The organism is Sphingomonas cannabina (assembly GCF_021391395.1).
Taxonomy (GTDB): domain Bacteria; phylum Pseudomonadota; class Alphaproteobacteria; order Sphingomonadales; family Sphingomonadaceae; genus Sphingomonas; species Sphingomonas cannabina.
In genome coordinates, this window is record NZ_CP090059.1 from 2,726,720 (window position 1) to 2,753,061 (window position 26,342).

The 26,342-nt window shown below is 67.0% G+C and carries 17 protein-coding genes and 1 tRNA gene; 15 read left to right on the forward strand and 3 right to left on the reverse strand.

Annotated elements, in window-relative coordinates; translation table 11 throughout:
* The first annotated feature begins 30 nt into the window (after window positions 1-30).
* From LZK98_RS13075 to LZK98_RS13130, 12 genes are all read left to right on the forward strand, one after another.
* Window positions 31-1,404, forward strand: coding sequence for a polysaccharide lyase 6 family protein (locus LZK98_RS13075; protein WP_233782813.1), 1,374 nt, complete (start codon window positions 31-33; stop codon window positions 1,402-1,404).
* On the forward strand, window positions 1,404-3,602 hold the full coding sequence (locus tag LZK98_RS13080; protein ID WP_233782814.1) for an alginate lyase family protein: 2,199 nt from the start codon (window positions 1,404-1,406) through the stop codon (window positions 3,600-3,602). Before LZK98_RS13075 ends, LZK98_RS13080 begins: the two co-directional genes overlap by 1 nt.
* On the forward strand, window positions 3,599-4,891 hold the full coding sequence (locus tag LZK98_RS13085; protein WP_233782815.1) for an MFS transporter: 1,293 nt from the start codon (window positions 3,599-3,601) through the stop codon (window positions 4,889-4,891). The genes LZK98_RS13080 and LZK98_RS13085 overlap by 4 nt, the downstream gene beginning before the upstream one ends.
* A complete protein-coding gene (locus LZK98_RS13090) occupies window positions 4,888-5,640 on the forward strand; it encodes an SDR family NAD(P)-dependent oxidoreductase (protein ID WP_233782816.1) in 753 nt (250 codons plus the stop codon). Before LZK98_RS13085 ends, LZK98_RS13090 begins: the two co-directional genes overlap by 4 nt.
* An 11-nt stretch (window positions 5,641-5,651) precedes the next feature.
* Window positions 5,652-6,509, forward strand: coding sequence for a rhamnogalacturonan acetylesterase (locus LZK98_RS13095; RefSeq protein WP_233782817.1), 858 nt, complete (start codon window positions 5,652-5,654; stop codon window positions 6,507-6,509).
* 166 nt (window positions 6,510-6,675) lie between these two features.
* Window positions 6,676-9,552, forward strand: coding sequence for a TonB-dependent receptor (locus LZK98_RS13100; RefSeq protein WP_233782818.1), 2,877 nt, complete (start codon window positions 6,676-6,678; stop codon window positions 9,550-9,552).
* Window positions 9,553-9,654: 102 nt separating this feature from the next.
* Window positions 9,655-10,404, forward strand: coding sequence for a FadR/GntR family transcriptional regulator (locus LZK98_RS13105; protein ID WP_233782819.1), 750 nt, complete (start codon window positions 9,655-9,657; stop codon window positions 10,402-10,404).
* A 214-nt stretch (window positions 10,405-10,618) separates the two neighbouring features.
* Window positions 10,619-12,424 (forward strand): IlvD/Edd family dehydratase, encoded by a 1,806-nt coding sequence (locus LZK98_RS13110; protein WP_233782820.1) that lies wholly within the window; start codon window positions 10,619-10,621, stop codon window positions 12,422-12,424.
* Between the two features lie 20 nt (window positions 12,425-12,444).
* A complete protein-coding gene (locus tag LZK98_RS13115) occupies window positions 12,445-13,611 on the forward strand; it encodes a cellulase family glycosylhydrolase (protein WP_233782821.1) in 1,167 nt (388 codons plus the stop codon).
* A 272-nt stretch (window positions 13,612-13,883) separates the two neighbouring features.
* Window positions 13,884-16,619 carry a TonB-dependent receptor gene (locus tag LZK98_RS13120; RefSeq protein ID WP_233782822.1) on the forward strand — a complete coding sequence of 912 codons (2,736 nt, stop codon included), beginning with the start codon at window positions 13,884-13,886 and terminating at the stop codon, window positions 16,617-16,619.
* Entirely contained in the window at window positions 16,619-17,563 is a 945-nt protein-coding gene (locus LZK98_RS13125) for a family 43 glycosylhydrolase (RefSeq protein ID WP_233782823.1), read from the forward strand. Before LZK98_RS13120 ends, LZK98_RS13125 begins: the two co-directional genes overlap by 1 nt.
* Before the next feature lie 48 nt (window positions 17,564-17,611).
* The gene (locus LZK98_RS13130) at window positions 17,612-18,655 is read left to right on the forward strand and encodes an arabinan endo-1,5-alpha-L-arabinosidase (RefSeq protein ID WP_233782824.1); all 1,044 of its coding nucleotides are present in this window, start codon (window positions 17,612-17,614) and stop codon (window positions 18,653-18,655) included.
* 186 nt (window positions 18,656-18,841) lie between these two features.
* On the opposite strand, the gene LZK98_RS13135 is transcribed toward LZK98_RS13130, so the two are convergent.
* The 3 genes from LZK98_RS13135 to lon form a co-directional block, all read right to left on the reverse strand.
* Window positions 18,842-18,916, reverse strand: a tRNA-Val gene (locus LZK98_RS13135).
* Window positions 18,917-18,990: 74 nt separating this feature from the next.
* Window positions 18,991-19,263: an HU family DNA-binding protein gene (locus LZK98_RS13140; RefSeq protein ID WP_233782825.1), complete on the reverse strand. Its 273-nt coding sequence runs from the start codon at window positions 19,261-19,263 to the stop codon at window positions 18,991-18,993.
* A 141-nt stretch (window positions 19,264-19,404) separates the two neighbouring features.
* Complete coding sequence (gene lon, locus LZK98_RS13145; protein ID WP_233782826.1) at window positions 19,405-21,810, reverse strand: endopeptidase La; 2,406 nt, start codon at window positions 21,808-21,810, stop codon at window positions 19,405-19,407.
* 131 nt (window positions 21,811-21,941) lie between these two features.
* On the opposite strand from lon, the gene LZK98_RS13150 reads away from it, so the two are divergent.
* The 3 genes from LZK98_RS13150 to LZK98_RS13160 all read left to right on the forward strand — a co-directional run bounded on the left by LZK98_RS13150 (window position 21,942) and on the right by LZK98_RS13160 (window position 26,303).
* Window positions 21,942-23,663 (forward strand): M1 family metallopeptidase, encoded by a 1,722-nt coding sequence (locus LZK98_RS13150; protein ID WP_233782827.1) that lies wholly within the window; start codon window positions 21,942-21,944, stop codon window positions 23,661-23,663.
* Window positions 23,664-24,063: 400 nt separating this feature from the next.
* Window positions 24,064-25,623 carry an FAD-dependent monooxygenase gene (locus tag LZK98_RS13155; protein WP_233782828.1) on the forward strand — a complete coding sequence of 520 codons (1,560 nt, stop codon included), beginning with the start codon at window positions 24,064-24,066 and terminating at the stop codon, window positions 25,621-25,623.
* A 233-nt stretch (window positions 25,624-25,856) separates the two neighbouring features.
* The gene (locus LZK98_RS13160) at window positions 25,857-26,303 is read left to right on the forward strand and encodes a DUF1003 domain-containing protein (RefSeq protein WP_233782829.1); all 447 of its coding nucleotides are present in this window, start codon (window positions 25,857-25,859) and stop codon (window positions 26,301-26,303) included.
* The last annotated feature ends 39 nt before the right edge of the window (window positions 26,304-26,342 follow it).

A 26,342-nucleotide genomic window follows, 5' to 3' on the forward strand; every position in this document is an offset into this window, starting at 1 on the left:
CAGTGCTCAACGAGATCGTAGGCGGAGGACATGAAGGCGACTTGGCTGGGCATCGCAGCGTGTGTCATGGCGCCTCCCGCGGCCGCTCGCGATTGGGTGGTGCGTGACCGCCAGGGCTATGCTGAGGCCGCCGCGCGCCTGAGCCCCGGCGATCGGCTCCTGCTCGCCGACGGCGAATGGCGCGATTTCGTCATCCGCTTCACCGCCACCGGCACGGCCGACCGGCCGATCACGCTCGCCGCGCAGACGCCGGGGAAGGTCGTGCTCAGCGGCCGGTCGAGCCTCAGCATCGCGGGCCGGCATCTCGTCGTGTCGGGACTGGTGTTCCGCGACGGCCATGCCCGCGGCGAGTCGGTGATCGAGCTGCGCGACGGCAAGCGGTGGGCGGAGCATGTGCGGCTGACCGGGATCGTGATCGACCGCTTCAACCCGCCCCGCCGCGACCGCGCCGACCATTGGGTTTCGCTGTTCGGCAGCGACAACCGCGTCGACCACAGCCATTTCGTCGGCAAGGCCAACGCCGGCGCGATGATGGTGGTGGTGCGCGACACGGGATGGCCACTCGCCAACCGCCATCGCATCGACCACAATTACTTCGGCCCGCGCCCGCCGCTCGGCCGCAACGGCGGCGAGACGATCCGCATCGGCACCAGCACGCAATCGCAGAGCGATTCCGGCACGATCGTCGAGGACAATTATTTCGAACGCTGCGACGGCGAGGCCGAGATCGTCTCGATCAAGTCGGGCGGCAACGTCGTCCGCCGCAACATGTTCGTCGCATCGCAGGGCGCGGTGGTCCTCCGCCACGGCCACGGCAACCTGGTCGAGCGCAACATCTTCCTCGGCCGCGGGGTCGAAAGGACCGGCGGCGTGCGCGTCATCAATGCCCGCCAGACCGTGCGCGGCAATTACATGGAGGGGCTCGCCGGCACCGGCTTCACCAGCGCGATCGCGGTGATGAACGGCGTGCCCAACTCGCCGCTCAACCGCTACGCGCCGGTCGAGGACGCGCTGATCGCCAACAACAGCGTGATCGAAGCGGCGCGGATCACGCTGGCGATGGGCGCCGACCGCGAGCGCACCGTGGCGCCGCGGTCGACGCGCTTCGTCGCCAACCTGATCGTCAACCACGGCGACGACCCCTTCCGCGCGGAGGGGCCGATCGACGGTATCCGCTTCGAAGGCAACGTCCAGCAGGCAGGCCGGCGTGGGCCGCTCGAGGTCGGCATCGCTCCGCGCCCTGTCCATCTCGAGCGCGAGGCCAATGGGCTTCTGTACCCCACCGACCCGGCACTGGCGGCGATCGGCGCACCGCGCGACCTCGCCCCGTTCGACCGCGAGGCGGTGGGGGTGGACTGGTATCCGAAACCGGCGACGACCGGGACGACAAGGGAGGAGAGTTGATGCGCATGATGAGGCCGGCGATCATGTTGGCGCTGCTCGCGACGGCAGTGCCGGCGACGGCGATGTCCACAGCCACGGGCCAAACCAATACGGCTGCCGCTCCGGTGCTGCTCGACGCGCAGGGCATGGCGGCGATGGCTGGAGAAGGCGCCCGCTACCCGCTGTTCGCCGCCGAGCTGCGCCGCGTCCGCACCGAGGTCGATGCCGCGATGCGCCGGCCGATCGACGTGCCGGTGCCGAAGGACCCCGGCGGCGGCTTCACCCACGAGCAGCACAAGCGCAACTACACGCTGATCTACGGCGCCGGGCTGCTCTACCGCATCACCGGCGAGCGCGCCTATGCCGACTATGCCCGCACCATGCTGCTCGCCTATGCCAGGCTCTATCCCACGCTCGGCAAGCACCCCGCCGCCTCGAACGAGGAATATGGCAAGCTGTTCTGGCAGAGCCTCAACGACAGCGTGTGGGTGGTTTATGCCGTGCAGGGCTATGACGCGATCCGCGACACGCTGACGCCGGCCGACCGCAAGGCGATCGACGACCAGGTCTTCCGCCCGATGGCGAAGTTCCTGTCGGAGGAGCAGGTCCGCGTCTTCGACCTGATCCACAACCACGCGACCTGGTCGTGCGCGGCGGTCGGCATGATCGGCTATGTGCTGCGCGACCACGCGCTGGTCGACAAGGCGCTGAAGGGCAGCGACCTCAGCGGCAAGGCCGGCTTCCTGCGCCAGGTCGATCTCCTGTTCTCGCCCGACGGCTATTACACCGAAGGCCCCTATTACCAGCGCTACGCCCTGCTCCCGTTCGTGCTGTTCGCGCGGGTGATCTCGGAGAATGACCCAAGCCTCAAAATCTTCCAGTACCGCGACGGCGTGCTGGTCAAGGCGATCACCACCGCGATCCAGCTGACGCAGGACGGCTATTTCTTCCCGATCAACGATGCGATGCCCGACAAGAGCCTCAAAACCGACGAGCTCTATCAGGCGGTCGCGATCGGCTACGGCGTGACGCACGATCCGGCGCTGCTCTCGATCGCCGAGTGGCAGGGGCGGACCGTGCTCAGCCCCGACGGCCTCGCGGTGGCGCGCGATGTCGCCGCGGGCAAGGCCAAGCCCTTCGCCTTCGCCTCCGCGCTGTTCCGCGACGGGCCGGACGGCGGTCAGGGAGGGCTCGCCGTGATGCGCGACAAGGACCAGACGCTGCTCGCCAAGAACAGCGCGATGGGCATGGGCCACGGCCATTTCGACAAGCTCAACTGGCTCCTCTACGACAACGGCCATCCGATCGTCGTCGACTATGGCGCCGCGCGCTTCCTCAACGTCGAGAGCAAGGACGGCGGCCGCTACCTCAAGGAGAACGAGAGCTGGGCGAAGCAGAGCGTCGCCCACAACACGCTGGTGGTGAACGAGACCAGCCAGTTCGCCGGCAAGTGGAAGGTCGGCCAGACGCTGGCGCCCAGGCAGGTCTTCTTCTCGGGCGACGGCCCGACCAAGGTCAGCACCGGGGAGATCGCCGGTGCCTGGCCGGGCGTCACCTTCCGCCGCACGCTGGTGCAGCTTCCCGTCGCCGGCATGGCGAGCCCGCTCGTCGTCGACCTGATGAGCGTGAAGGGCGGCGGCCAGGCCACCTACGACCTGCCGCTCCACTACAACGGGCACATCACCGACGTCGGCTTCCCGATCCGGTCCAACGTCGCGGAGCGGCCGGTGCTCGGCAAGCAGGCCGGCTATCAGCACATCTGGGTCGATGCGACCGGCACGCTGCCCGCGGGCGGCGGAGCGCTCACCTGGATGACGGACGACCGCTTCTACACCTATCGCATGTTGCCGCCCGCCGGCGCGCAGGTGATCCTGGGCGAGAGCGGCGCCAACGATCCCAACTTCAACCTGCGCCGCGAGCCGCTGCTGATCGAGCGGGTGACGGGCAAGGACGTGCAGTTCGTCAACCTGCTCGAGCCGCACGGCGTCTACGATCCCTCGGCCGAGACCACGGTCGGCAGCAGCAGCCGGATCGCGGCGCTCCGCCATGCCCGGGGGGACGACGGCGACCTGATCGCGATCGACCTGGCCGGCGGCGGCACGATCACGTTAGCCATCGCCGACTCCGCCGATCCCGCGGCGATGCACCGCGCGACGATCGACGGCCGCACGGTCGAGTGGAAGGGACACTTCGCCCGCTTCGACGGAACCGCCAAATGACGCGCCCGATCCAGGGCCTGCGCTGGTTCGTGATCGGCCTGATCGCGCTGGCGACCGTCATCAACTACATCGACCGCAACGCGCTGGCGGTGATGTGGCCGGCGGTGTCGAAGGACATCGGCGCCGACAAGGCCGATTACGCGCTGCTCGTGACCGCGTTCATGATCGCCTATGCGGTCGGCCAGTCGCTGTTCGGGCGGCTGCTCGACGTGATCGGCACGCGGCTGGGCTTCGTCGTCTCGATCTTCGTCTGGTCCGCCTCGATCGCCGCCCACGCGCTGGTGCGCTCGATCGGCGCGCTGACGGCGCTGCGCCTGACGCTCGGCGTCAGCGAGGCGGGCACCTGGCCCGGCGCGGTCAAGGCCAACGCCCTCTGGTTCCCGCAGCGCGAGCGGGCGCTGGCGCAGGGCATCTTCAACTCCGGCGCGGCGATCGGCGCGATCGTCGCGGCGCCGCTGGTCGCCTGGCTCTATTCGCTGTTCGGATGGCAGGCGACCTTCCTCGTCGTCGGCCTGCTCGGCTTCGCCTGGCTGCTGCCGTGGCTGTGGCTCTATCGCGGCGATCCCGATGCGCACCCCTGGCTGAGCGAGGCCGAACGTGCCCACATCGCCGGCGACGCGCCCCGCGAGACGAGCGAGGATGCCGGCTCGCCGGGCATCATCGGCCTGCTCCGTTACCGGCAGAGCTGGGCGATCCTGCTGTCGCGCTTCTTCCTCGATCCCGTGTGGTGGCTGTTCGTCTCCTGGCTGCCGATCTACCTGTCCGAGACTTTCCATTTCGACGTGAAGCAGATCGGCCTGTTCGGCTGGGTGCCGTTCGTCGGCGCGATGCTGGGGAGCCTCGGCGGCGGCTGGCTGTCGGGGGCGCTGATCCGGCGCGGCTGGCCGGTGCTGCGCGCGCGGCTCGTCGCGATCGCGCTCGGCGGCGCGATCATGCTGCCGGCGCTGCTGCTGACGATGACGGCGGCGAGCCCGCTCTACGCGGTGCTGCTGATCGCGGTGATCCTGTTCGGCTTCCAGATCGCGATCAACAACATCCAGACGCTGCCGAGCGACTATTTCGCCGGCGGCGCGGTCGGCACGCTCGCTGGGATCGGCGGCACCGCCGCGGTCGCGGGCACGCTCATCACCACCTGGCTGGTGCCGGTCATGACACGGCAGGGCTACGCGCCGATCTTCGCGCTGGGCGCGGCGATCGTGCCGCTGGGCGTGCTCGCGGTGTGGCTGCTCGGGCGTAGCCGCCCTGCCCCCATTTCCATCTCACCATCATCGAAAGGGTTCGACGCATGAAGCTCAAGGACAAGGTCGCGATCGTCACCGGCGGCGGGCGGGACATCGGCCGCTCGGTGTCGCTGCGGCTGGCGGCAGAGGGCGCGCGCGTCGTCGTCAACTATCGCCGCGACGAGGCCGCCGCGGCCGCGACCGTCCAGGAGATCGAGGCGGCCGGCGGCACCGCGCTGCTCGTCCAGGGCGACGTGACCGATGCCAATGCGGTGGCATCGCTGGTCGGTGCGACGACCAAGGCGTTCGGCGATCGCATCGACGTGCTGGTCAACGTCGCTGGCGGCATGGTCGCGCGCAAGACGCTGGCCGAGATGGACGCCGCCTTCTTCGACACGGTGATGGATCTCAACCTGCGTTCGGCCTTCCTGGTGACCAAGGCGGTGCTGCCGCACATGGGCCAGGGCGGCGCGATCGTGAACCTGTCGTCGCTCGCCGGACGCGACGGCGGCGGGCCGGGCGCGACCATCTATGCCACCGCCAAGGGCGCGCTGATGAGCTTCACCCGCGGCCTCGCCAAGGAGCTCGGGCCGCAGGGCATCCGCGTCAACGCGCTCTGCCCCGGGCTGATCGGCACCAGCTTCCACGACATCTTCTCCAAGCCCGAGGGCCGCGCCGCCGTCGCCGGCAACACGCCGCTGCGACGTGAAGGGCATCCGGACGAGGTGGCGGCGGCGGTGGCCTATCTCGCCTCCGACGACGCGTCGTTCCTGACCGGTGTCAACCTGGACATCAACGGCGGTCTGTTCTTCTCGTGAGGAGGTTCGGCATGAGGACGATGCTGGCAACGGCGGCGGTTCTCTCGCTGGTGGCAGGAACCGCGGCAGCTCAGACCCAGCCCCGCGAGCGTACCGACGCGCCGCCGATCAGCGCCTATAAGGTCATCCTGGTCGGCGATTCGACGATGGCGCCGGGCAGCGGCTGGGCGTCGATGTTCTGCGCCGAGCATGTCAAATCCTCGATCGCCTGCCTCAACCTCGGCCGCGGTGGCCGCTCGACACGCAGCTACCGTGCGGAAGGATCATGGGATCTCGCGATCGCCGAGGCGAAGCTGCCCGGCTATCGCAAGACCTGGGTGCTGATCCAGTTCGGCCACAACGACCAGTCGGACAAGCCCGAGCGCTGGACCGACATGGCCACGGAGTTCCCCGCCAACCTCAAGCGCATGGTCGAGGAGGTCCGCGCGGCCGGCGCCGAGCCGGTGCTGCTCACGCCGCTGTCGCGCCGCGCATTCCGCGCCGGCAAGCTCGACAACACGCTCGAGCCATGGGCGGCGGAGGTGCGCAAGGTCGCGGCGGCCATGCAGGTGCCGCTCGTCGATCTCAATGCGCACAGCGCCGCGCTGGTGCAGAAGCTCGGACCGGTCGAGGCGACCAAGCTCGCGATGGCCGAGCCGCTGCCCGAGGAACTTGCCGCCGCCAAAGCGGGCACCACGCTCAAGCCGCGCACGGCGGAGGAAGCGCGCGTCCCCGATCCGGCGCCGACACCCAACGGTCCGCGCGGCAGCTATGGGCGCAAGTTCGACTACACCCATGTCGGCGATGCCGGCGCGCGCGTCTTCTCGGCGATGGTCGCCAACGACCTCGCCGCTGTCGTGCCGGAGCTGCGGGGCCAGCTCGTTCCCTGATCTCCTCCCCTGCCGGACCCGTTCTCTCCCCGGGGCGGGTCCGGCCTTTTCTCGACTGGCCGGCCATACCCAGCATAATTGGTATATATACAGGTATTGATAAGTACCTTGACAATTGGCCGGCCACAGGCGCATCGGAAGGCATAACCATAATCGGGAGGGATGGATGATCGGGATCGTGCGGCACGACGGCATTTCGTCTGGAGCGTTGCTGCTGGCCGGGGTTGCCGGCGCTTGCCTCGCTATGGCGCAGCCCGCGCTGGCGCAGGATGCTCCGCCTGCAGGAAGCCAGGTCCCGGCCGATCAGCCCACCGAGGAACAGCAGCAGGACATCGTCGTCCGCGGCATCCGCGAGACCATCCAGACCTCGATCAACGTCAAGCGCACCGAGACCGCGATCGTCGACGCCTTGAGCGCCGAGGATATCGGCGACCTGCCGGCGCTGTCGATCGGCGAGGCGATCCAGACGATCACTGGCGCCACCACCCACCGCGAGAAGGGCGGCGCGACCGAGATCGCGCTGCGCGGCCTCGGCTCCTTCCTTAGCAACACCACCTTCAACGGCCGCGAGGCGACCAACGGCAGCGGCGACCGCTCGGTCAACTTCAACCAGTTCCCGTCCGAGCTGATCAACGGGATCAAGATCTACAAGTCGCAGCAGGCGAACCTGATCGAGGGCGGCGTCGCCGGCACGATCGAGCTCGGCACGCTGCGCCCGCTCGACTATGGCAAGCGGCTGATCCAGGCCGAGGTCAAGGCCAACTACAATCCCTATGAGGACCGCATCACCGGCGCGAGCGGCTGGGGCTGGCGCGGCACGCTGAGCTACGTCGACCAGTTCCACGCCGGCGCGCTCGGCGACATCGGCATCGCGATCGGCGTCCAGCGCAACCAGGTCAACAATCCCGAGGAGACCTATGCGGCGAGCTCGACCTGGGTCGCCTGCGATCCGACGCGCCCCAGCACCAGCGCCTGCAACCAGGTGAGCCGCGAGCAGGCGGCGGCGGGCCGGGACTTCTACCTCGCGCCGAACTCGGCGACCTTCCGCCAGATCACCGAGGCGGACAAGCGCGACGCCGTCATGGGCTCGGTCCAGTGGAAGCCGTCGAGCCGGCTCGATATCAACCTCGACTTCCAATATTCGAAGCGCGACTACACCGAGGACCGCCACGACCTGAACATCTCGGAGGCGACCTACAACCTGCGCAACGTCCAGTACGACGACCAGCACCGGCTGCTCTATGCCGAGGGCACCTCGTCGGTGGAGGCGAACGGCAATTATCTGACGCGCGACGAGAAATATATCGGCATCGGCGGCAGCGTGACCTGGCGGGCGACCGACCGGCTGACGTTGAACGGCGATGTCTCCTGGTCGCGCACCGAGCGCGGCACGGTCGAGCGCTCGACGCGCCTGCGCACCGACCCGCTCGACCTCGACGGCCGGCGCACGGCGATCAACAACCAGCGCATCCCCTGGGTCTATGACGCGCGCGGCGGCTTCGCGACCGCGATCAGCTTCGATCCGCGCTTCAACCCCAACGATTGGTCGCTGTTCAGCGACGACGCCCGCTTCCGTCGCGACGACGAGGAGAAGACCGACGACATCATCGCCGCGCGCTTCGATGCTGGCTACGACCTCGACGGCTTCCTCAGCAAGATCGAGGCGGGTCTGCGCTTCTCGCACCGCCGCTACACCGCCTATGACGATCGCGTCGAGCTGACCCAGGACGACCGCGCCGTCGACCGCGCGGTCAGCCTCGCCTGCCGCCGGCCGTTCCCCCAGCGCGACTACCTCTCCGGCGCGCCCGTCCAGTCGATCACCAGCTGGGCGACCTACGACACGCTCTGCCAGTTCCGGAACTATCTCGGCACCGAGGATCCCGGCCCTAATGCCGACCTCCGCTCGGTCACCAACGCCGACGTGCGCGAGAACGTCTGGGCCGGCTATGTCATGGCCTCGTACAAGGGCTCGCTCGGCAGCCTGCCCGTGCGCGGCAACTTCGGCGTGCGCCTGATCGACACCCGCGTCACCTCGATCGGCCTGCGCGCCGGCCTCGACGTGATCCAGAACCCCGACGGCTCGATCCGCCTCGAGGAGAACGGCGACTTCGACAGCGTCCGCCTCACCAACCATTATTTCCGCGCGCTGCCGAGCATCAACGCCAACTTCGACCTCGCCCGCGACGTCATCCTGCGCGCGGCCGTCTATCGCGCGATGTCGCGTCCGGCGCCGAGCGACCTCGCCGCCGGCCGCTCGATCACGCTCGAGGACGGCACCGACTTCGACAATATCGCCGACGCGATCGACAACATCCTCGCGGAGGGCAGCCCCGGCCTCAAGCCGATCATGTCGTGGAACGGCGACCTCGCGCTCGAATGGTATCCGAACAAGGATACGATGCTGGCAGGCACGGTCTACTACAAGCGCTTCGCCGGCGGCTTCCTGCCGGTCGCGATCGACGAGGATTTCGAGATCGGCGGCGAGACGGTGACGGTGCCGGTCACCCAGCGCACCAACAGCGACGCGAAGAGCACCGTCTACGGTCTCGAGATCACGCTCGCCAACCGCTTCTCCTGGCTGCCGGCGCCGTTCGACGGGCTCGGCACCAAGATCAGCTACGATCACGCGCTGTCGAACTTCAAGAACTACGACATCCGGCTCGGCGACCTGCTCGATCCGGCGACCGGCGCGGTGACGCCCGGCATGATCCCGGCCGCCAACCTCAACGGCTATTCCAGGGACGTGCTGTCGGCGCAGCTCTACTACCAGATCGGCGGCCTGTCGCTGCAGGCGATCGGCAACTACCGCTCGGGCTATTACCAGGACTTCGTCGGCGGCAACTCGCAGCTCCGCTTCGTCCGGTCGTCCGAGACGCTGGACCTGCGCGCCTCGTACAACATCAACCGCAACGTCTCGCTGCGGTTCGAGGCGCTCAACCTGTTCGACGAGCCCAAGGTCACCGACATGCCGGTGCTCGGCAGCAGCCGCCAATATCACTATTACGGGTCGAAATATTTCATCGGCCTCCGCGTCCGCCTGTGAGGGAGAGCGGAATTGGTCTGTCACCTGCTTGATGTTTGATCCCGCACCGGTATGACAATCGCCCAGGCATAGGCGCCCAGGCATAGGAGGACGATCACAGGCATGGCGGAGCGCCGGCTCTTTCAGGAAATCGCGCAGCGCATCGCGGATCTGGTCGATCGCGGCGAGTTCCCGCCCGGCTCGCGCCTGCCCGGCGAGCGCGAGCTGGCCGAGCGCTTCGGCGTCAGCCGTGTCACCATCCGCGAGGCCGAGATCGCGCTGCAGGCGACCGGCCTCGTCCGCATCAAGACCGGCTCGGGCGTCTACATCACCGACGCCGCCACCACGCGGACGAGCGAGTTCCCGCCAATCACCGCGTTCGAACTCACCGAGGCGCGCTCGCTGTTCGAGGCGGAGGCAGCCGCCCTGGCGGCGCCGATCATCACCGACGAGCAGATCGCGCGGCTGGAGCGGCTGCTCGCCGAGATGTCCGAGGACGACGAGGAGGACAGCGGCCGCGCCACCGATGCCGACCGCGATTTCCACCTGACGATCGCCTCGGCGTCCGACAATCAGGCGATCATCCATGTGATCAGCACCCTGTGGCGGATGCGCACCGAGATCGCGGAGGTGCGCAACACCTACGCCACCGTCTGCCACCACGACGGGCCGACCCGGCACCGCGAGCATGTCGCGATCGTCGAGGCGCTGCGCGCACGCGACCCACAGGCGGCGCGCGTCGCGATGCGCCAGCATTTCAGCCGGCTACTCGAGGCGATGATCGACGCGACCGAGCAGCGCGAGCTCCAGGAACTGCGCCGCAAGTCCGAGGCAAGCCGCGCCCGCTTCCTGATGAGCGCACAGCTGTCCTGAGCCGGCGCATTTACAACCCCTCGTCACCCCGGCGCAGGCCGGGGTCCACCGAGCCGCACGCTCTGGACCCGATCCTCTAACTCGTCGCTTGCGCGGTGGACCCCGGCCTGCGCGGGGTGACGGCCCCAGGGGCATCCTTATGTCGGTTGTTTTTATAAGATATATATGCTTTTAATGAGCAATCGTGGTGTTGAATCGATGTAACGGAGAGGTGATGAGCGACGGCAGCAATGGGAGCGGCACGAAGCTCAGGTCCCGTGCCTGGTTCGACAACCCTCACAATCCGGACATGACCGCGCTCTACGTCGAGCGTTACCTCAACTACGGCCTCAGCCTTGCCGAGCTGCAGTCGGGCAAGCCGATCATCGGCATCGCCCAGACCGGCAGCGACCTGGCACCGTGCAATCGCCATCATCTGGTGCTGGCGGAGCGGGTGAAGGAAGGAATCCGCGAGGCCGGCGGCATCCCGCTCGAATTCCCGACCCATCCGATCCAGGAAACCGGCAAGCGGCCCACTGCCGGCATCGACCGCAATCTCGCCTATCTGAGCCTGGTCGAGACGCTCCACGGCTATCCGATCGACGGCGTGGTGCTGACGATCGGCTGCGACAAGACCACGCCGGCCTGCCTGATGGCTGCCGCGACGATGAACATCCCGGCGATCGCGTTGTCGGTCGGGCCGATGCTCAACGGCTGGTACAAGGGCGAGCGCACCGGATCGGGCACGATCGTATGGAAGGCGCGCGAGCTGCTCGCGGCCGGCGAGATCGACTACAAGGGCTTCATCGAGCTGGTCGCCTCCTCCGCCCCCTCGACCGGCTTCTGCAACACGATGGGCACGGCGACGACGATGAACTCGCTGACCGAGGCGCTCGGCATGTCCCTGCCCGGCTCGGCGGCGATCCCCGCCCCCTATCGCGACCGCCAGCAATGCGCGTGGGAGACCGGGCGCCGGGTCGTCGAGATGGTTCACGCCGACCGCAAGCCCTCCGACATCCTCACCCGCACCGCCTTCCTCAACGCGATCCGGGTGAACTCGGCGATCGGCGGCTCGACCAACGCGCCGATCCATCTCAACGCGATCGCCCGCCACATCGGCGTCGAGCTGACGCTGGCCGACTGGGAGGAGCATGGCGCCGACGTGCCGCTGCTCGTCAACCTCCAGCCGGCCGGTGAATATCTCGGCGAGGATTACTATCGGGCCGGCGGCGTCCCCGCGGTGATGGGCGAGCTCCTTCGCGCCGATCTCATCGACGGCACCGCGCTCACCGCCAACGGCCGCACCGTCGCGGATAACGTGGCGGACGCGCGGATCGAGGATGAGGCGGTGATCCGCCCGCTCGCGGCGCCGCTCAAGCCCGCGGCCGGCCTTACGGTGCTGTCGGGCAATCTGTTCGACGGCGCGGTGATGAAGCTGTCGGTGATCTCGGACGAGTTCCGCGCGCGCTATCTCTCCGACCCCGCCGACCCCGAGGCATTCGAGGGCCGCGCCGTCGTGTTCGACGGGCCCGAGGACTATCACGCGCGCATCGACGATCCCGCGCTCGGCATCGACGAGCGCACCATCCTGATCATGCGCGGCGCCGGCCCGATCGGCTACCCCGGCGGCGCCGAGGTCGTGAACATGCGCCCGCCCGCCGCGCTGATCCGCGCCGGCGTCCATGCCCTGCCCTGCATCGGCGACGGCCGCCAGTCGGGGACGAGCGGCAGCCCGTCGATCCTCAACGCCGCGCCCGAGGCGGCCGTCGGCGGTGGGCTCGCGCTGGTGCGCACCGGCGACCGCATCCGCATCGACCTCAGGCACCGCCGCGCCGACATGCTGGTCGACGAGGCCGAACTCATCCGCCGCCGCGCGGAGATGACGGATGTCGAGGCTCGCCTGATCCCCGAATCGCAGACGCCATGGCAGGAAATCCACCGCGACATCGTCGGCCAGTTCGACACCGGCGCGGTGATCGAGAGCGCCGTCAAATATCAGCGCATTGCCCAGACCCGCGGCCTGCCCCGCGACAGCCACTGACCAGAAAAGAGGACAAGAGGATGACCGCGTTCCGCCCGATGACGATCCGTTTGCTTGCCGCCGCCGCGACCGCCGCGCTCGCGCTCGGCGCCGCCACGCCCGCCGCCGCGCGTGATCTTTGGACCAAGGCCGAGGCGAAGCGCTGGTACGACGCCCAGCCCTGGCTGCTCGGTGCCAACTACGCACCCGCGACCGCGATCAACCAGCTCGAGATGTGGCAGGCCGATACCTTCGACCCCGCGACGATCGACAAGGAGCTCGGCTGGGCCGAAGGCCTGGGCATGACGACGATGCGCGTCTTCCTCCACAACCTCCTGTGGGAGAATGATCCGGAGGGCCTCAAGAAGCGCATCGACACCTTCCTGACGATCGCGGCCAAGCACAAGATCAAGCCGATGTTCGTGCTGTTCGACAGCTGCTGGGATCCGAACCCGGTCGCCGGCAAGCAGCATCCGCCGATCCCCGGCGTCCACAATTCGGGCTGGGTGCAGGGCCCGGGCGCGGCGCGGCTCGCGGACACCGCCCAGTACGGCAAGCTCGAAGCCTATGTGAAGGACATCGTCGGCAGCTTCGCCAACGACAAGCGCGTGCTCGCCTGGGACGTGTGGAACGAGCCGAACAATGAGGGCGGCGGCAATTACAAGCCGACGCCGAACAAGAAGCAGCTCGTCGCCGGCCTGCTCGGCAAGGTGTTCGACTGGGCGCAGTCGGCCAATCCCAGCCAGCCGCTGACATCGGGGCTGTGGATCGGCGACAGCTGGGACCGCGCGGAGACGCTCGACGCCGTCGAAAAGATCCAGATCGCCCGCTCCGACGTGCTGAGCTTCCACGACTACAACTGGCCGGAGAAGTTCGAGCAGCGGGCGCGCCAGATGCTGAGCTACGGCCGGCCCGTCATCTGCACCGAATATATGGCGCGCGGCGCGGGATCGACCTTCGACGGCTCGCTGCCGATCGCCAAGCGGCTCGACATCGGCATGGTCAACTGGGGCTTCGTCGACGGCAAGACCCAGACGCGGCTGCCGTGGGACAGCTGGAAGAAGCCTTACACCTTCGACGAGCCGACCGTCTGGTTCCACGAGGTGCTGCGCGCCGACGGCACGCCCTATCGCCAGGCCGAGGCCGACATGCTGCGCGCCTACAGCGCGGCGCCCAAGGGCGTGGTGCCGTCCCCGTCCCGAAAATAGGTGCACTCGAGTTCGATCAGGCCCCCACGCACGACTTTTCTAAGCCCCTCCCCTTCAGGGGAGGGGTTGGGGTGGGGCAGCGCCGCAAGCAGATCGCCCGTGGATAGGCCCCACCCCAATTCCTTTCCTGAAGAGGAGGGGCTTGCATGTCCTAGCGATTTCAATCGGACGCTCCCGCATCCAACCATAAATAATACTTGTCATATAAATCAATTTAAGACATAGTGAGAATCCATAATGGCCCGAACGGGCCCCGTAGGGAGGAGAGTATTATGATCCGCAAATCCACGTTGCTCGGCGCGTCCTCGGCCGCAGTGCTGCTGTGCGCTTTGGCCGCTCCTGCGCTCGCGCAGACCGAGCAGACACCCCCGCCCGCCCCCGCCGCAACCGGCGATCAGGCGGACACGTCCGAGGACATCGTCGTCACCGGCATCCGCGCCAGCCTTGCTCGCGCCGCCGAGATCAAGCGCGACGCCGCGCAGGTGGTCGATTCGATCGTCGCGCAGGACATCGGCAAGTTCCCCGATCCGACCACGGCGGCGGCGCTCCAGCGCGTGCCCGGCATCCAGGTGACCGTCGGCTCCAATAACGAAATCGTCAATCCGCGGATCCGCGGCCTCGACGACATCCTGACCACGCTCGACGGGCGTGAGATCTTCACCGCCGAAGGGCGCGGCTTCGCGTTCCAGGACCTGCCGGCCGAGGCGCTGGCGCGCGTGGACGTCTACAAGTCGAACACCGCCAACCTGATCGAGGGCGGCGTCGCCGGCACGATCGACCTGCGGCTCAACAAGCCGTTCAATTACAAGGACCCGACCTTCGCGGTCAGCGGCAAGCTCAACTATGCGTCGAACGCCGAGAAGCTGAGCCCGCAGATCAGCGCGCTCGCCACCGACCGCTGGGACACCGGCATCGGCGAGATCGGCGTGCTGCTCAACGTGTCGTGGTACGACATGAAGTTCAATCGCCCGGTCAACTATGTCGCGGAGCGGCGCTCAGGCGACCATCTGAATGGCGGCGATGGGTACGCGATTCCGATCTCGACGGGCGGCCTGAACGAGTTCGGCAGCTACTCGCGCCCGCAGGCCAACGGTTCGATCCAGTGGCAGGCATCGCCGGAGCTGCAGCTCTATGTGGACGGTCTCTATTCGGCCTATCGCGGCAAATTCTCGACGGCCTTCTACGAGTATCAGCTGTTCAATTCGGATAGCGTTTCCAATATCGGCACCGACGACAACTGCTTCACCGCACGGGTGAACGGCGACGGGTTCAACGCCAATTCGGGCCAGATCCTGAACAACGAATACACCGACCAGCAGCTCTGCAATCTGACGTCCGGTCAGTTCCACAACACCAACTCCTTCACCAGCACGCAGGCGAAGAACCACAAGACCGACAGCTATCTCGCGGCGTTCGGCGCAAAGTATGACGCGGACCGGGTGCATCTGGCGCTCGATCTTTCCTATCAGGAATCGATCGTCAACAATGAGACGTTCATCGTCGACACCGGCAAGAAGGTAGATTCCGTGTCGCTCGACCTCAATCGGTCGGATCATTCGCCGGTGGTGACCGCACCCGGCAATCCGATGATCGATCCGACGGGCTACACCTTCTTCAACGGCCTGTTCCAGGACTATCTGCGCGCGAAGGGTGACCTGTTCGCCGCCAAGCTGGACGGCAGCTACGATGTCGGCGGGATCATCAAGACGATCGAGTTCGGCGGCCGCTATGCCGATCGCGGCGCGCTGTTCCAGCAGGTGCAGCTCGGCGTCGGTGCCCCCGGCGGCTCGGGCAATGTGCCGGTCACCGCGGCAGGCGTTCCAAGCGATTTCTTCGTGCGCGCGCCGGGCATTCCCCAGATCAACGGGGGAGCGCCGTTCCTGATCCCCAGCCGCTCCTATCTGCTGTCCGACGAGGGACAGGCCCTGCTGCGCGACTATTTCGGCGCGCCGGAGGGCCAGCCGCCGTTCGATCCGACACGACGGTTCGAGGCGAACGAGAAGACCTATGCCGCCTATGCGCAGGTCGGATACGAGATCCCGCTCGGCGGCGCCATCGGCGTCGACGGCAAGATCGGCGTCCGTTACTCGCGCACCGATCGCGACATCACGGGCACCGGCCTGGTCGACGGCGATCCTGTGACCACGACTGCGAGCACCAGCGACACCGACTGGCTGCCCAATGCCAGCGCCCGCATCAAGCTCGGCGGCGGCCTCCAGGCACGCTTCACCTACGCCAAGACGCTGGCGCGGCCGCCCTTCGGGTCGCTCAACCCCGGCCTCAACTACATCGTCTCGACCAACCCCAACATCCGCAACGGCGGCTCGGGCGGCAATCCCAACCTGCTGCCGCAGATGTCGGACAGCTTCGACGCCACGCTCGAATATTACTGGTCTTCGGGCTATCTCGCGATCGGCGGCTATTACCGCAAGATCAAGAACCGCATCGTGAACGGCGTCGATGTCGAGACGATCGACGGAATCGAATATAACATCTCGCGGCCGCGCAACGTCGGCCGGGCGAAGCTCAAGGGCATCGAGGTCAGCGGCCAGACCTTCTTCGATTTCCTGCCGGGCGACCTCGCCGGCTTCGGCGCGTTCGGCAACTTCACCTATGCCGACAGCGAGATCGGCGTGGGCGACGACCTGTCGGGCTTCCCGCTCCAGGGCGTGTCGAAGTACAACTTCAACCTGGGCCTGCTGTACGATCGTCACGGCATCTCCGGCCGCGTGGTCTACACCTATCGCTCGAAATATTTCGACGAGGACCGCAGCGGCGCAGGCGACGTGCGCCCGGTCGGCACGGAGACTTGGCTGAACTACGTCCGCCCCAACGGCCGCCTGGACTTCAGCCTGGGCGTCGACGTGACCCGCAACCTCACCCTGACGGTCGAGGGGACCAACGTCCTACGCTCCCGCTACCAAAGCTACATCAACAACAGCTATTTCATCCGGGACACGCGTACCGACGACAGCATCTACGCGGTCGGCTTCCGGGCGCGCTTCTGATGCGATGGCGGGGCATGGCGGTGGCGGCAGTTCTTGCCGCCACCCCGGCTCATGCGGACAATCCGCAGTTTCGCGGCGCCGATCCGCATGCGATCATCATCGGCAGCGAACTCTGGGTGTTCCCGACCGGCGGCCCCAGCGGGAGCTGGAGCGCCGACCGGTTCGGCGCCTGGTCCAGCGCCGACCTGGTCCATTGGAAGAGCCGCGGCGTGCTGATCCGCCGCGACGCGATCAAGTGGATCGGCGACGACGGCGCGGCGGAGCATTTCCTGTGGGCGCCGGCCGTCGCGACACGAAACGGCAAATGGTATCTCTATTATTCGGTGGGTCCACAGAACCCGACGCCGAGCCGGATCGGCGTCGCCGTCGCCGATCGTCCGGAAGGACCTTATCAGGACAGCGGAAGGCCGCTGCTGACCGGCGGCAACGGGTTCGAGGCGATCGACCCGATGGTGTTCGTCGATCCCAGGACGCAGACGCCCTATCTTTATGCAGGCGGCAGCGCTGGCGCCACGCTCCGCGTGTTCGAGCTCAAGCCAGACATGGTGACGATCGCGCGCGAGATAGCGGTCGAACAGCCGCCCCAGTTCACCGAAGGGGCGTTCATGCATGAACGGAACGGCCTCTATTATCTCTCCTACAGCCACGGCAAATGGAATGGGCCGAGTTATTCGGTCCATTATGCCACCGCGCCCTCTCCGACCGGTCCTTGGACCTATCGGGGCCCGATCCTGACCGGCGACAAGAGCCATCAGGGACCGGGCCACCACAGCTTTGTCCAGCGCAACGGCGAATGGCTGATCGTCTATCACCGCTGGGAACGGCCGCCCGGCGAAGGTCCCTATCGCGGCGAACGCCAGGTCGCGATCGAGTCCATCCGCTATGCAAGCGACGGATCGATCCTGCCGGTCAAAATGACGGACAGAGCGGATTCGCCGCGCTGATCGAGTGAGCCGCGGCAATTGCTCCGTCGCTTATTCAAGGAGCCCACCATGCACATCGATCGTCGCAGCCTGCTGATCGGAGGAGCCAGTGCCGCCCTCGGTGCGGGCGGAGCCGGCCTCGCCTTTGCGCAGAGCATGTCGCCCAATTCGCTCAACGCGAAGCTCACCGGCGATCTGACGCCAATCCATGATCCGGTCATCATCCGTGAAGGCGACACCTATCACGTCTTCGGCTCCGGCGGATGGAGCAAGCGGCCGTCGGTGACATGGCGCGTATCGAAGGATCTGGCGAACTGGCGCGACAACGGCGATCCGTTCGACGCCGTGCCGGCCTGGGCAAAGGCGGCGATCCCCAAGGCCGAGAGCATGTGGGCGCCCGACATTTCCTATGTCGATGGCCGGTTCCGCCTCTATTACGCCGTCTCGACCGGCGGCAGCATGCGCTCGGTGATCGGCTTCGCCACGACGAAGACGCTCGATCGGAATTCGCCGGACTATGGCTGGACCGATCACGGCATGGTGATCGAGACCTTCGAAGGCGGCACCTACAACGCGATCGACGCCAATTTCGTGATCGACGCCGAGGGCAATCACTGGCTTGCGTTCGGCAGCTACTGGAGCGGCCTCAAGCTGATCCCGCTCGACAAGGCGACGGGCAAGCCCCGCCCCGGTGACAGGACGATCCACTCGATCGCCTATCGCCCCGCGCCCACCGGCGGCGACAATCCCATCGAGGGCGCCTTCATCATCCGCCGCGACGGCTGGTACTATCTGTTCGCCAGCTACGACTATTGCTGCAGGAAGGAAGCGAGCAACTATTACGTCGCCGTCGGCCGGGCGAAGCAGGTGACCGGCCCCTATGTCGGCCGCGACGGCAAGGCGATGATGGATGGCTACGGCACTGCGGTGATCGTCGAGCGGCCGTGGGCCTCCTCACGCTGGCGTGGCCCCGGCCATTGCGGCCTATATCACGACGGGAACCGCGACCTGATCGTCTACCATGCCTATGACACCGAGCATGGCTCCGCCCCGACCCTGCGCATCGCCGAACTCAGCTGGAGCGCCGACGGGTGGCCTTCGGCGCTGACCTGATCCTCCGCCCGCTGACTCACCGAATCGGGCTCCTGCGAAAGCAGGAGCCCTGGATCAGGGGCGTGTTGCTTGCGGCCAGAGCTCCTGCCTTCGCAGGAGCACTATCCGCGCGTCTGCCGCGCTTTGATAGGGAGAGAGCATCTCCCTCGGAGCTACCGATAGTGGCTTAACTCCGAGGGGAAGAAATGGTGGGCGCGGCTGGGATTGAACCAGCGACCCCTGCGGTGTGAACACAGTGCTCTACCACTGAGCTACGCGCCCGAAACGGGAAGCGGGCCTTTAGGCGGGGGGCGACCGGCTGTCCAGCCCCCAGCCCGCGCGGCCCGTCGATTAAATCAGTTCACCGAGTCCTTGAGGCCCTTGCCGGCCTTGAACTTGGGCTGGGACGAGGCCTTGATCGTCATCGGCTCGCCGGTGCGCGGGTTGCGGCCGGTCGAGGCCTTGCGCTTGCTGACCGAGAAGGTACCGAAGCCGACGAGGCGCACTTCGTCGCCCTTCTTGAGCGCGCTCGCGATCGCGTCGAATACCGCTTCCACCGCGCGGCTGGCGTCGCCCTTGCCCAGACCCGATGCGTCGGCGACCTGTCCGATCAGTTCCTGCTTGTTCATGCCCTGGAATCCCCCTTACCTGGTACGCGGAAAAGAATCGCGGCCGCTGGCCGAACGGCCAATAAGGCTCGCGCCATCGGCTGAGTCAAAGGATTTTCGGCATCTTTCCGGCTGAACGGAGCCGAAACGATGCCGAAATCCTCAGTGGTGCAAAGCCTCGCCCGCCGGCGGCACGCCCTGCGGCGGTTGCGTAGCAAGCTCGTCAGCCTCGCTCCAGTCGATCGGCGTGACGGGTTCGACCAGCGCCAGACGCAACACCTCGTCGACATGCTTGACCGGAACGATCTCGAGCCCTTCGAGGATGTTGTTCGGGATCTCCGCCAAATCCTTCTCATTCTCGACCGGGATCAGCACCGTCTTGATGCCGCCGCGCAGCGCCGCGAGCAGCTTTTCCTTGAGCCCGCCGATCGGCAGCACGCGGCCGCGCAGCGTCACCTCGCCGGTCATCGCCACATCCTTGCGCACCGGAATGCCGGTCAAAGTCGACACGATCGAGGTGACCAGGCCGATGCCCGCCGACGGCCCGTCCTTGGGCACCGCGCCCTCGGGCAGATGGACGTGGATGTCCTTGCGGCCGAACAGGCTCGGCTTGATGCCGTAGCTCGGCGAGCGCGCCTTGACGAAGCTGAAGGCGGCCTCGACCGATTCCTTCATCACGTCGCCGAGCTTGCCGGTCGTCTTGATCGCGCCCTTGCCGGGCACGGTCACGCTCTCGATCGTCAGCAACTCGCCGCCGACCTCGGTCCAGGCGAGCCCGGTGACAGCACCGATCTGATGCTCCTCCTCGCCGAGGCCGTGGCGGAACTTCTGGACGCCCGCGAACTCGGCGAGATTGTCCGGCGTGATCGTCACGCTCTCCGCCTTCCCTTCCAGGATGCGGCGCAGCGCTTTGCGGGCGAGCTTGGCGATCTCGCGCTCCAGCGTGCGCACGCCCGCCTCGCGGGTGTAGCGCTGGATGAGCGCGCGCAGGCCCTCCTGGGTCAACGTGAACTCACCCTCCTTGAGCCCGTGCGCCTCGACCTGCTTGGCGATCAGGTGACGCTCGGCGATCTCGACCTTCTCGTCCTCGGTATAGCCCTCGAGCCGGATGATCTCCATGCGGTCGAGCAGCGGCTGCGGCAGGTTGAGCGTGTTCGCCGTCGTCACGAACATCACATCCGAAAGATCGATGTCGATCTCCAGATAATGGTCATTGAACTTGTTGTTCTGCTCCGGGTCCAGCACCTCGAGCAGCGCCGAGGCGGGATCGCCGCGGAAATCCTGGCCGAGCTTGTCGATCTCGTCGAGCAGGAACAGCGGGTTCGACGTGCCGGCCTTGCGCAGGTTGGTCACGATCTTGCCCGGCAGCGAGCCGATGTAGGTGCGGCGGTGGCCCCGAATTTCTGCTTCATCGCGCACACCGCCTAAAGATTGACGGATAAATTCGCGGCCGGTGGCCTTGGCGATGCTCTTGCCGAGCGACGTCTTGCCGACGCCGGGCGGGCCGACGAGGCACAGAATCGGCCCCTTGAGCTTGTTGGTGCGCGCCTGGACCGCGAGATATTCGATGATCCGGTCCTTGACCTTCTCCAGCGCGTAATGGTCCTCGTCGAGGATCGCCTGTGCGGCGGCGATGTCCTTCTTGATCTTGGACTTCTTGCCCCACGGCAGCCCCAGCAGCACGTCGAGGTAGTTGCGCACCACCGTCGCCTCGGCGCTCATCGGCGCCATCGTCTTGAGCTTCTTGAGCTCGGCGGTCGCCTTGGTCCGCGCCTCCTTCGACAGCTTGAGCGTCGCGATCTTCTGGGTCAGCTCGGCGACCTCGTTGCCGTCGCCGTCCTCGCCCTCGTTGCCGAGCTCGCGCTGGATCGCCTTCAGCTGCTCGTTGAGGTAATATTCGCGCTGGGTCTTCTCCATCTGGCGCTTGACGCGCGAGCGGATCTTCTTCTCGACCTGCAGCACGCCGAGCTCGCCCTCCATGAAGGCGAACACCATCTCCAGCCGCTTCTGTGGGTCGGTCTCGACCAGCAGCGCCTGCTTGTCGGCGACCTTGACCGCGATGTTGCCCGCGACCGCGTCGGCGAGGCGCGACGGCTCCTCGAGCTCGGACAGCTGCACCGCGGTCTCGGCCGGCAGCTTGCGGTTGAGCTTGGCGTAATTCTCGAACTGCTCGACCACCGAGCGCATCAGCGCCTGGAGCTCTGCGCTGGCCACCTCGAGCGTGTCGTCGCTCTCGACCGCGCTCACCGTCGCGGTGAGGTAGCCCTCGGCCGCCTCCAGCGTCTCGAGCTTTGCGCGCTCCTTGCCCGCGACCAGCACGCGCACGGTGCCATCGGGCAGCTTGAGGAGCTGCATCACCTCCGCGGTGACGCCGACATCATAGAGGTCGTCGCGGCCCGGATCGTCCTCGGACGGATCGAGCTGGGCGATCAGCAGGATCTCCTTGTCCCCCGCCATCGCGGCTTCGAGGGCCGCGACCGACTTGTCGCGGCCAACGAACAGCGGCACGATCATATGGGGGAAGACGACGATGTCGCGCAGGGGAAGAACGGGGTAGGACTGTTTCATGGAAACTCCGGGTGGCCCAGAACCGGGCCGATTTCCTGCTTTATATGGTGCCGATGCGGATCGCATCAATCCGCCGTTAGAACTATGACGCGCCTTCGCGCCCACCATCGTTGAAACCGAAAGCCTTCTCCATGCATCTTCGCTCCTTCGCCGCGCTGGCGCTGCTCACCACCTCGCTGACCCCGCAGCTCGCCGCGGCCGAGAAGGGCAAGCCCGAGGTCACCGCGCTGACCCAGCGATCGGGCGGGCCGGTCGATCCCGAGCAGGCGAAGCTGCAGCTCGACACGGTCGACCTCGCGATCGAGGTGTTTCCCGACAAGGAGACGATCGCCGGCACCGCCACCCTCGCCTTCACCGCCAAGGCGCCGCTGATCCGGCTGCTGATCGACCTCGACCGCAACCTGCCGGTCAGCGCGATCGAGATCGACGGCACGCCGCTGAAGCCCGGCGCCTGGACCAACCCGGAAGGGCGCCTGTTCGTCACCCTGCCGGCGCCGATTCCCGCCGGCGGCAAGGTCACGGCCAAGCTCACCTATGGCGGCACCCCGCACGTCGCGATCCGCGCGCCCTGGGACGACGGCATCGTCTGGGCGAAGACGAAGGACGGCCAGCCGTGGATCGCCACCACCAGCGAGGGGTCGGGCTGCGACCTGTTCTGGCCCTGCCTCGACATGCCGAGCGGCGAGCCGGAGCGGATGGACCTCCACATCACCGTGCCCAAGGGGCTCAAGGCGCCCTCCAACGGCGTGCTCAAAGGGGTCGACACGCTGCCCGACGGCCGCACCACCTGGAACTGGAGCGCCAAGCACCCCAACACCTATGCGATCGCGCTCAACATCGCGCCCTATGAGCTGATCGAGGGCGACTACAAGAGCCGTTTCGGCAACACGATCAGGATGCAATATTGGTATCTGCCGGGCGAGGAGGCGCAGGCCAAAGGGCTGTTCGCCGAGTTCGCACCGACGCTCGATTTCTTCGAAACGCTGATCGGCCCATACCCGTTCGGCGACGAGAAGATGGGGGTGGTCGAGACGCCGCATCTCGGCATGGAGCACCAGACGATCAACGCCTATGGCAACGGCTACAAGAAGGCGGCGGAGGGCTTCGACTGGCTGTTCCAGCACGAGTTCAGCCACGAATGGTTCGGCAACCAGCTCACCGCCGGCAACTGGGACGATTACTGGCTGCACGAGGGCTATGGCGCGTACATGCAGCCGCTCTACGGCCTGTGGCGCGAAGGCCAGGCCCGCTACGCCGCGATGATGGCGGCCCAGCGCACCGGCATCCGCAACAAGGCGCCGATCGTCTCCGGCCAGATCCGCACCGAGGAACAGGTCTATGACGAGGACAAGGGCGGTCCCGGCGGCGACATCTACAACAAGGGCGCGTGGATGCTCCACACGCTGAGGGACCTGATCGGCGACAAGGCCTTCTTCGAAGTGACCACCCGCGCCGTCTATGGCCGCCCCGATCCCCGGCCGGGCAACTTCAAGCCGCGGTTCGGATCGACCGCGGAATACCGCCGGATCGTCAACGAGGTGACCGGAAAGGATTATGGCTGGTTCTTCGACGTCTATCTGAGCGAGGCCGCGCTGCCCGATCTGGTCGAGAGCCGCAGTGGCGACGCGCTGACGCTCGCCTGGAAGACGCCGGGCGACCGCCCCTTCCCGATGCCGGTCGAGGTGCAGATCGGCCTGGACGGACCGGTCAAGGTCGTGCCGATGACCGGCGGCAGCGGCACGCTGGCGGTTCCCGCTGGCGAGCACATCATCATCGATCCCGCCGCGAAGATCCTCCGCCGCTCGCTCGCGATCGAGGCCGTGCAGGCGCAGCGGCAGGCGGAGGCGCAATAGTCTTCAAGGTTGGGTGAGCCGCCATCAGCTGCCGTTGGCAGCCATCCTGCTCGGATGGAGGCCGAGTCGGTGCTCCTGCGAAGGCAGGAGCTCAGGCCGCAAGCGGCACGCCCGGCAATCCAGGGCTCCTGCCTTCGCAGGAGCACGATTCCACCTCATCCAGGGGGCCGCATCCCTTCCCGTTGCGGCCCGATCGCTGCGCCGCTATATCGCCCGCGTCGGAAAAGGCAGACTTGGTTTGGTAAGCCCAAGTCCTTTCGGTAACGAAAGCTCTGGTCTCTGGCCTCGTGCATGAGATCCCCACGACGAACATCGGACGCCGCCCGGCGCCCCCATGTTCGTCCGTGTGGGACTCGCATCCGAGGAACGCTCCGGTCGAACATCGACGAAGGAGCGTTTCATGCACGATCCCTATCCCGACCCCTATGATGTCGTAATCGCCGGAGCCGGCCCCGTCGGCCTGTTTCTCGCTTGTGAGCTGCGCCTCTCCGGCCTCTCGGTCCTGATTCTGGAGCAAGGCGAGGACCCGCACTCTCCCTTGAAGCGACTTCCGTTCGGGATGCGCGGCCTTTCTGCGCCCACCCTCGAAGCCTTTTACCGTCGCGGATTGCTGGACGACATCGTCACAGCCCAGCGCGCGAACGATGACGCGGGGGGCCGCACCCCGGCTGAGGCACATTGGATGCAGCAGCCGCGCCGTCCCGGAGGCCATTTCGCCGGCATCCAGTTCTATCACGACGACATCGATACTTCGGCATGGCGATATCGCCTGCCGAGCCCGGCCGGCACCGGCATGGCGGTCGAGATGGAGACACTCGAATCCGTTCTGGCCGCGCGAGCCATTGCGATGGGGGTCGAGATCCGGCGCGGCATGGCCGTCGAGGGCTTCGATCCTTCGGACGAGGAGGTGACCGTCCGCGCCGCCGGACAGACCTTCCGGGGACGCTGGCTCGTCGGCTGTGACGGCGGCCGCAGCACGGTGCGCAAAACGGGCGGCTTCGGATTCGCCGGCACCGATCCCGAGTTCACCGGCTATTCCATCGATGTCGAGATGGCCGATCCGGACGGGCTTCGCCCGGGGCGCCACTATACGCCGACGGGCATGTATACCTATGCACGGCCAGGGGTGATCGCGATGGTAGACTTCGACGGCGGCGCCTTCCACCGAACCCGTCCGGTCACGCTTGACCATGTGCAGGCAGTGCTGCGCCGCGTTTCGGGCACGGATATTACCCTGACGGCCCTCCGGCTCGCCACCACCTGGACGGATCGTGCCTGCCAGGCGACGGCCTATCGCAGGGGACGGGTGCTGCTCGCGGGCGATGCCGCGCATATCCATTCTCCTCTCGGAGGCCAGGGGCTCAATCTGGGGCTCGGCGACGCGATGAACCTGGGATGGAAGCTCGCCGCCACGATCCGCGGCGACGCACCGGCCGGCCTGCTCGACAGCTATATGACCGAGCGGCACCCGGTAGGGGCCCAGGTCCTCGACTGGTCGCGGGCCCAGGTCGCGCTCATGCGGCCGACGCCGAGCACCCGTGCGCTCGAATCGATCATCCGCGATCTCATCGAGACCCGTGACGGCGCGACCTACTTCGCCGAGCGCGTGTGGGGCGTTTCCCTCCGCTACGACCTAGGCGGCAACCATCCGCTGGTGGGCCGCAGCGTCCCCGATTTCGAACTGGCCGACGGGACGAGGGTCGGCGATCTGCTGACCGAAGGGAAAGGCTTGTTTCTGGACTTCGACCCTCGCGCGCCGCTTCAAGCCCTCGCAAGGCGCTGGAAGGGGCGGATCGCCTATATCGCGGCCGACGCCAAGGATCGGCTCGGCCTGAGCGCCGTGCTGGTGCGCCCCGACGGTTTCGTCGCCTGGGCCAGCGAGGCCGCCGCCGCCGATGAGGACGCCGCTCGGGCCGCTTTGCGATGGTTCGGCCAACCTGAGGCACATAGGCCCGCCTAGCTCCTCCGATGCCGCTCGCACGGCGCACCATGACGCATTTGTCATTTGCGCAGCGCAGCATCGTCGCCTACATGGCCACCCGCGGACAGCAGCGTCCGTAGTCCGAACCCCCGAGGGGATCATGTCCAACAACGACCAAAGTCGATCGAGATTGCCCGCCGGGCCTCGCCGTTGAGCTGATCCTGTCGGCTCACCGCGACGGTCCGAGCGGGCCGTCGCAAGCGAGGTGAGCCATGAACACCACCATCCGTTTCCTCACCCAGTCCTGGCGCCGCGACGGCGTGCGCCGCGACGCCAATGAGCTGTTCGCCGAGCGCCTGACCTTCGGCGAGCGCCTGGCCGACCGCGTCGCCGCGATCGGCGGTTCTTGGGGCTTCATCATCGGGTTCGGCCTGTTCCTCGGCCTGTGGGCGGTGACCAACACCGTCCTGCTCGGGATGCGGGCGTTCGACCCCTTCCCCTTCATCTTCCTCAACCTGATGCTGTCGATGCTCGCCGCGCTGCAGGCGCCGATCATCATGATGAGCCAGAACCGCCAGGCGGCGAAGGACCGGTTCGACGCGCGGCTCGACTATGAGACCAATTTGCGCGCCGAGGCGCAGATCGAGGCGCTGCACGAGAAGATCGACGCGCTCACCGAGACGGTGATGCGGCTGACCCTCGAGAACAAGGCCGCGTGACGCCGCCGCCCCTGGAGACCGCAATGGACCCCGACAGTC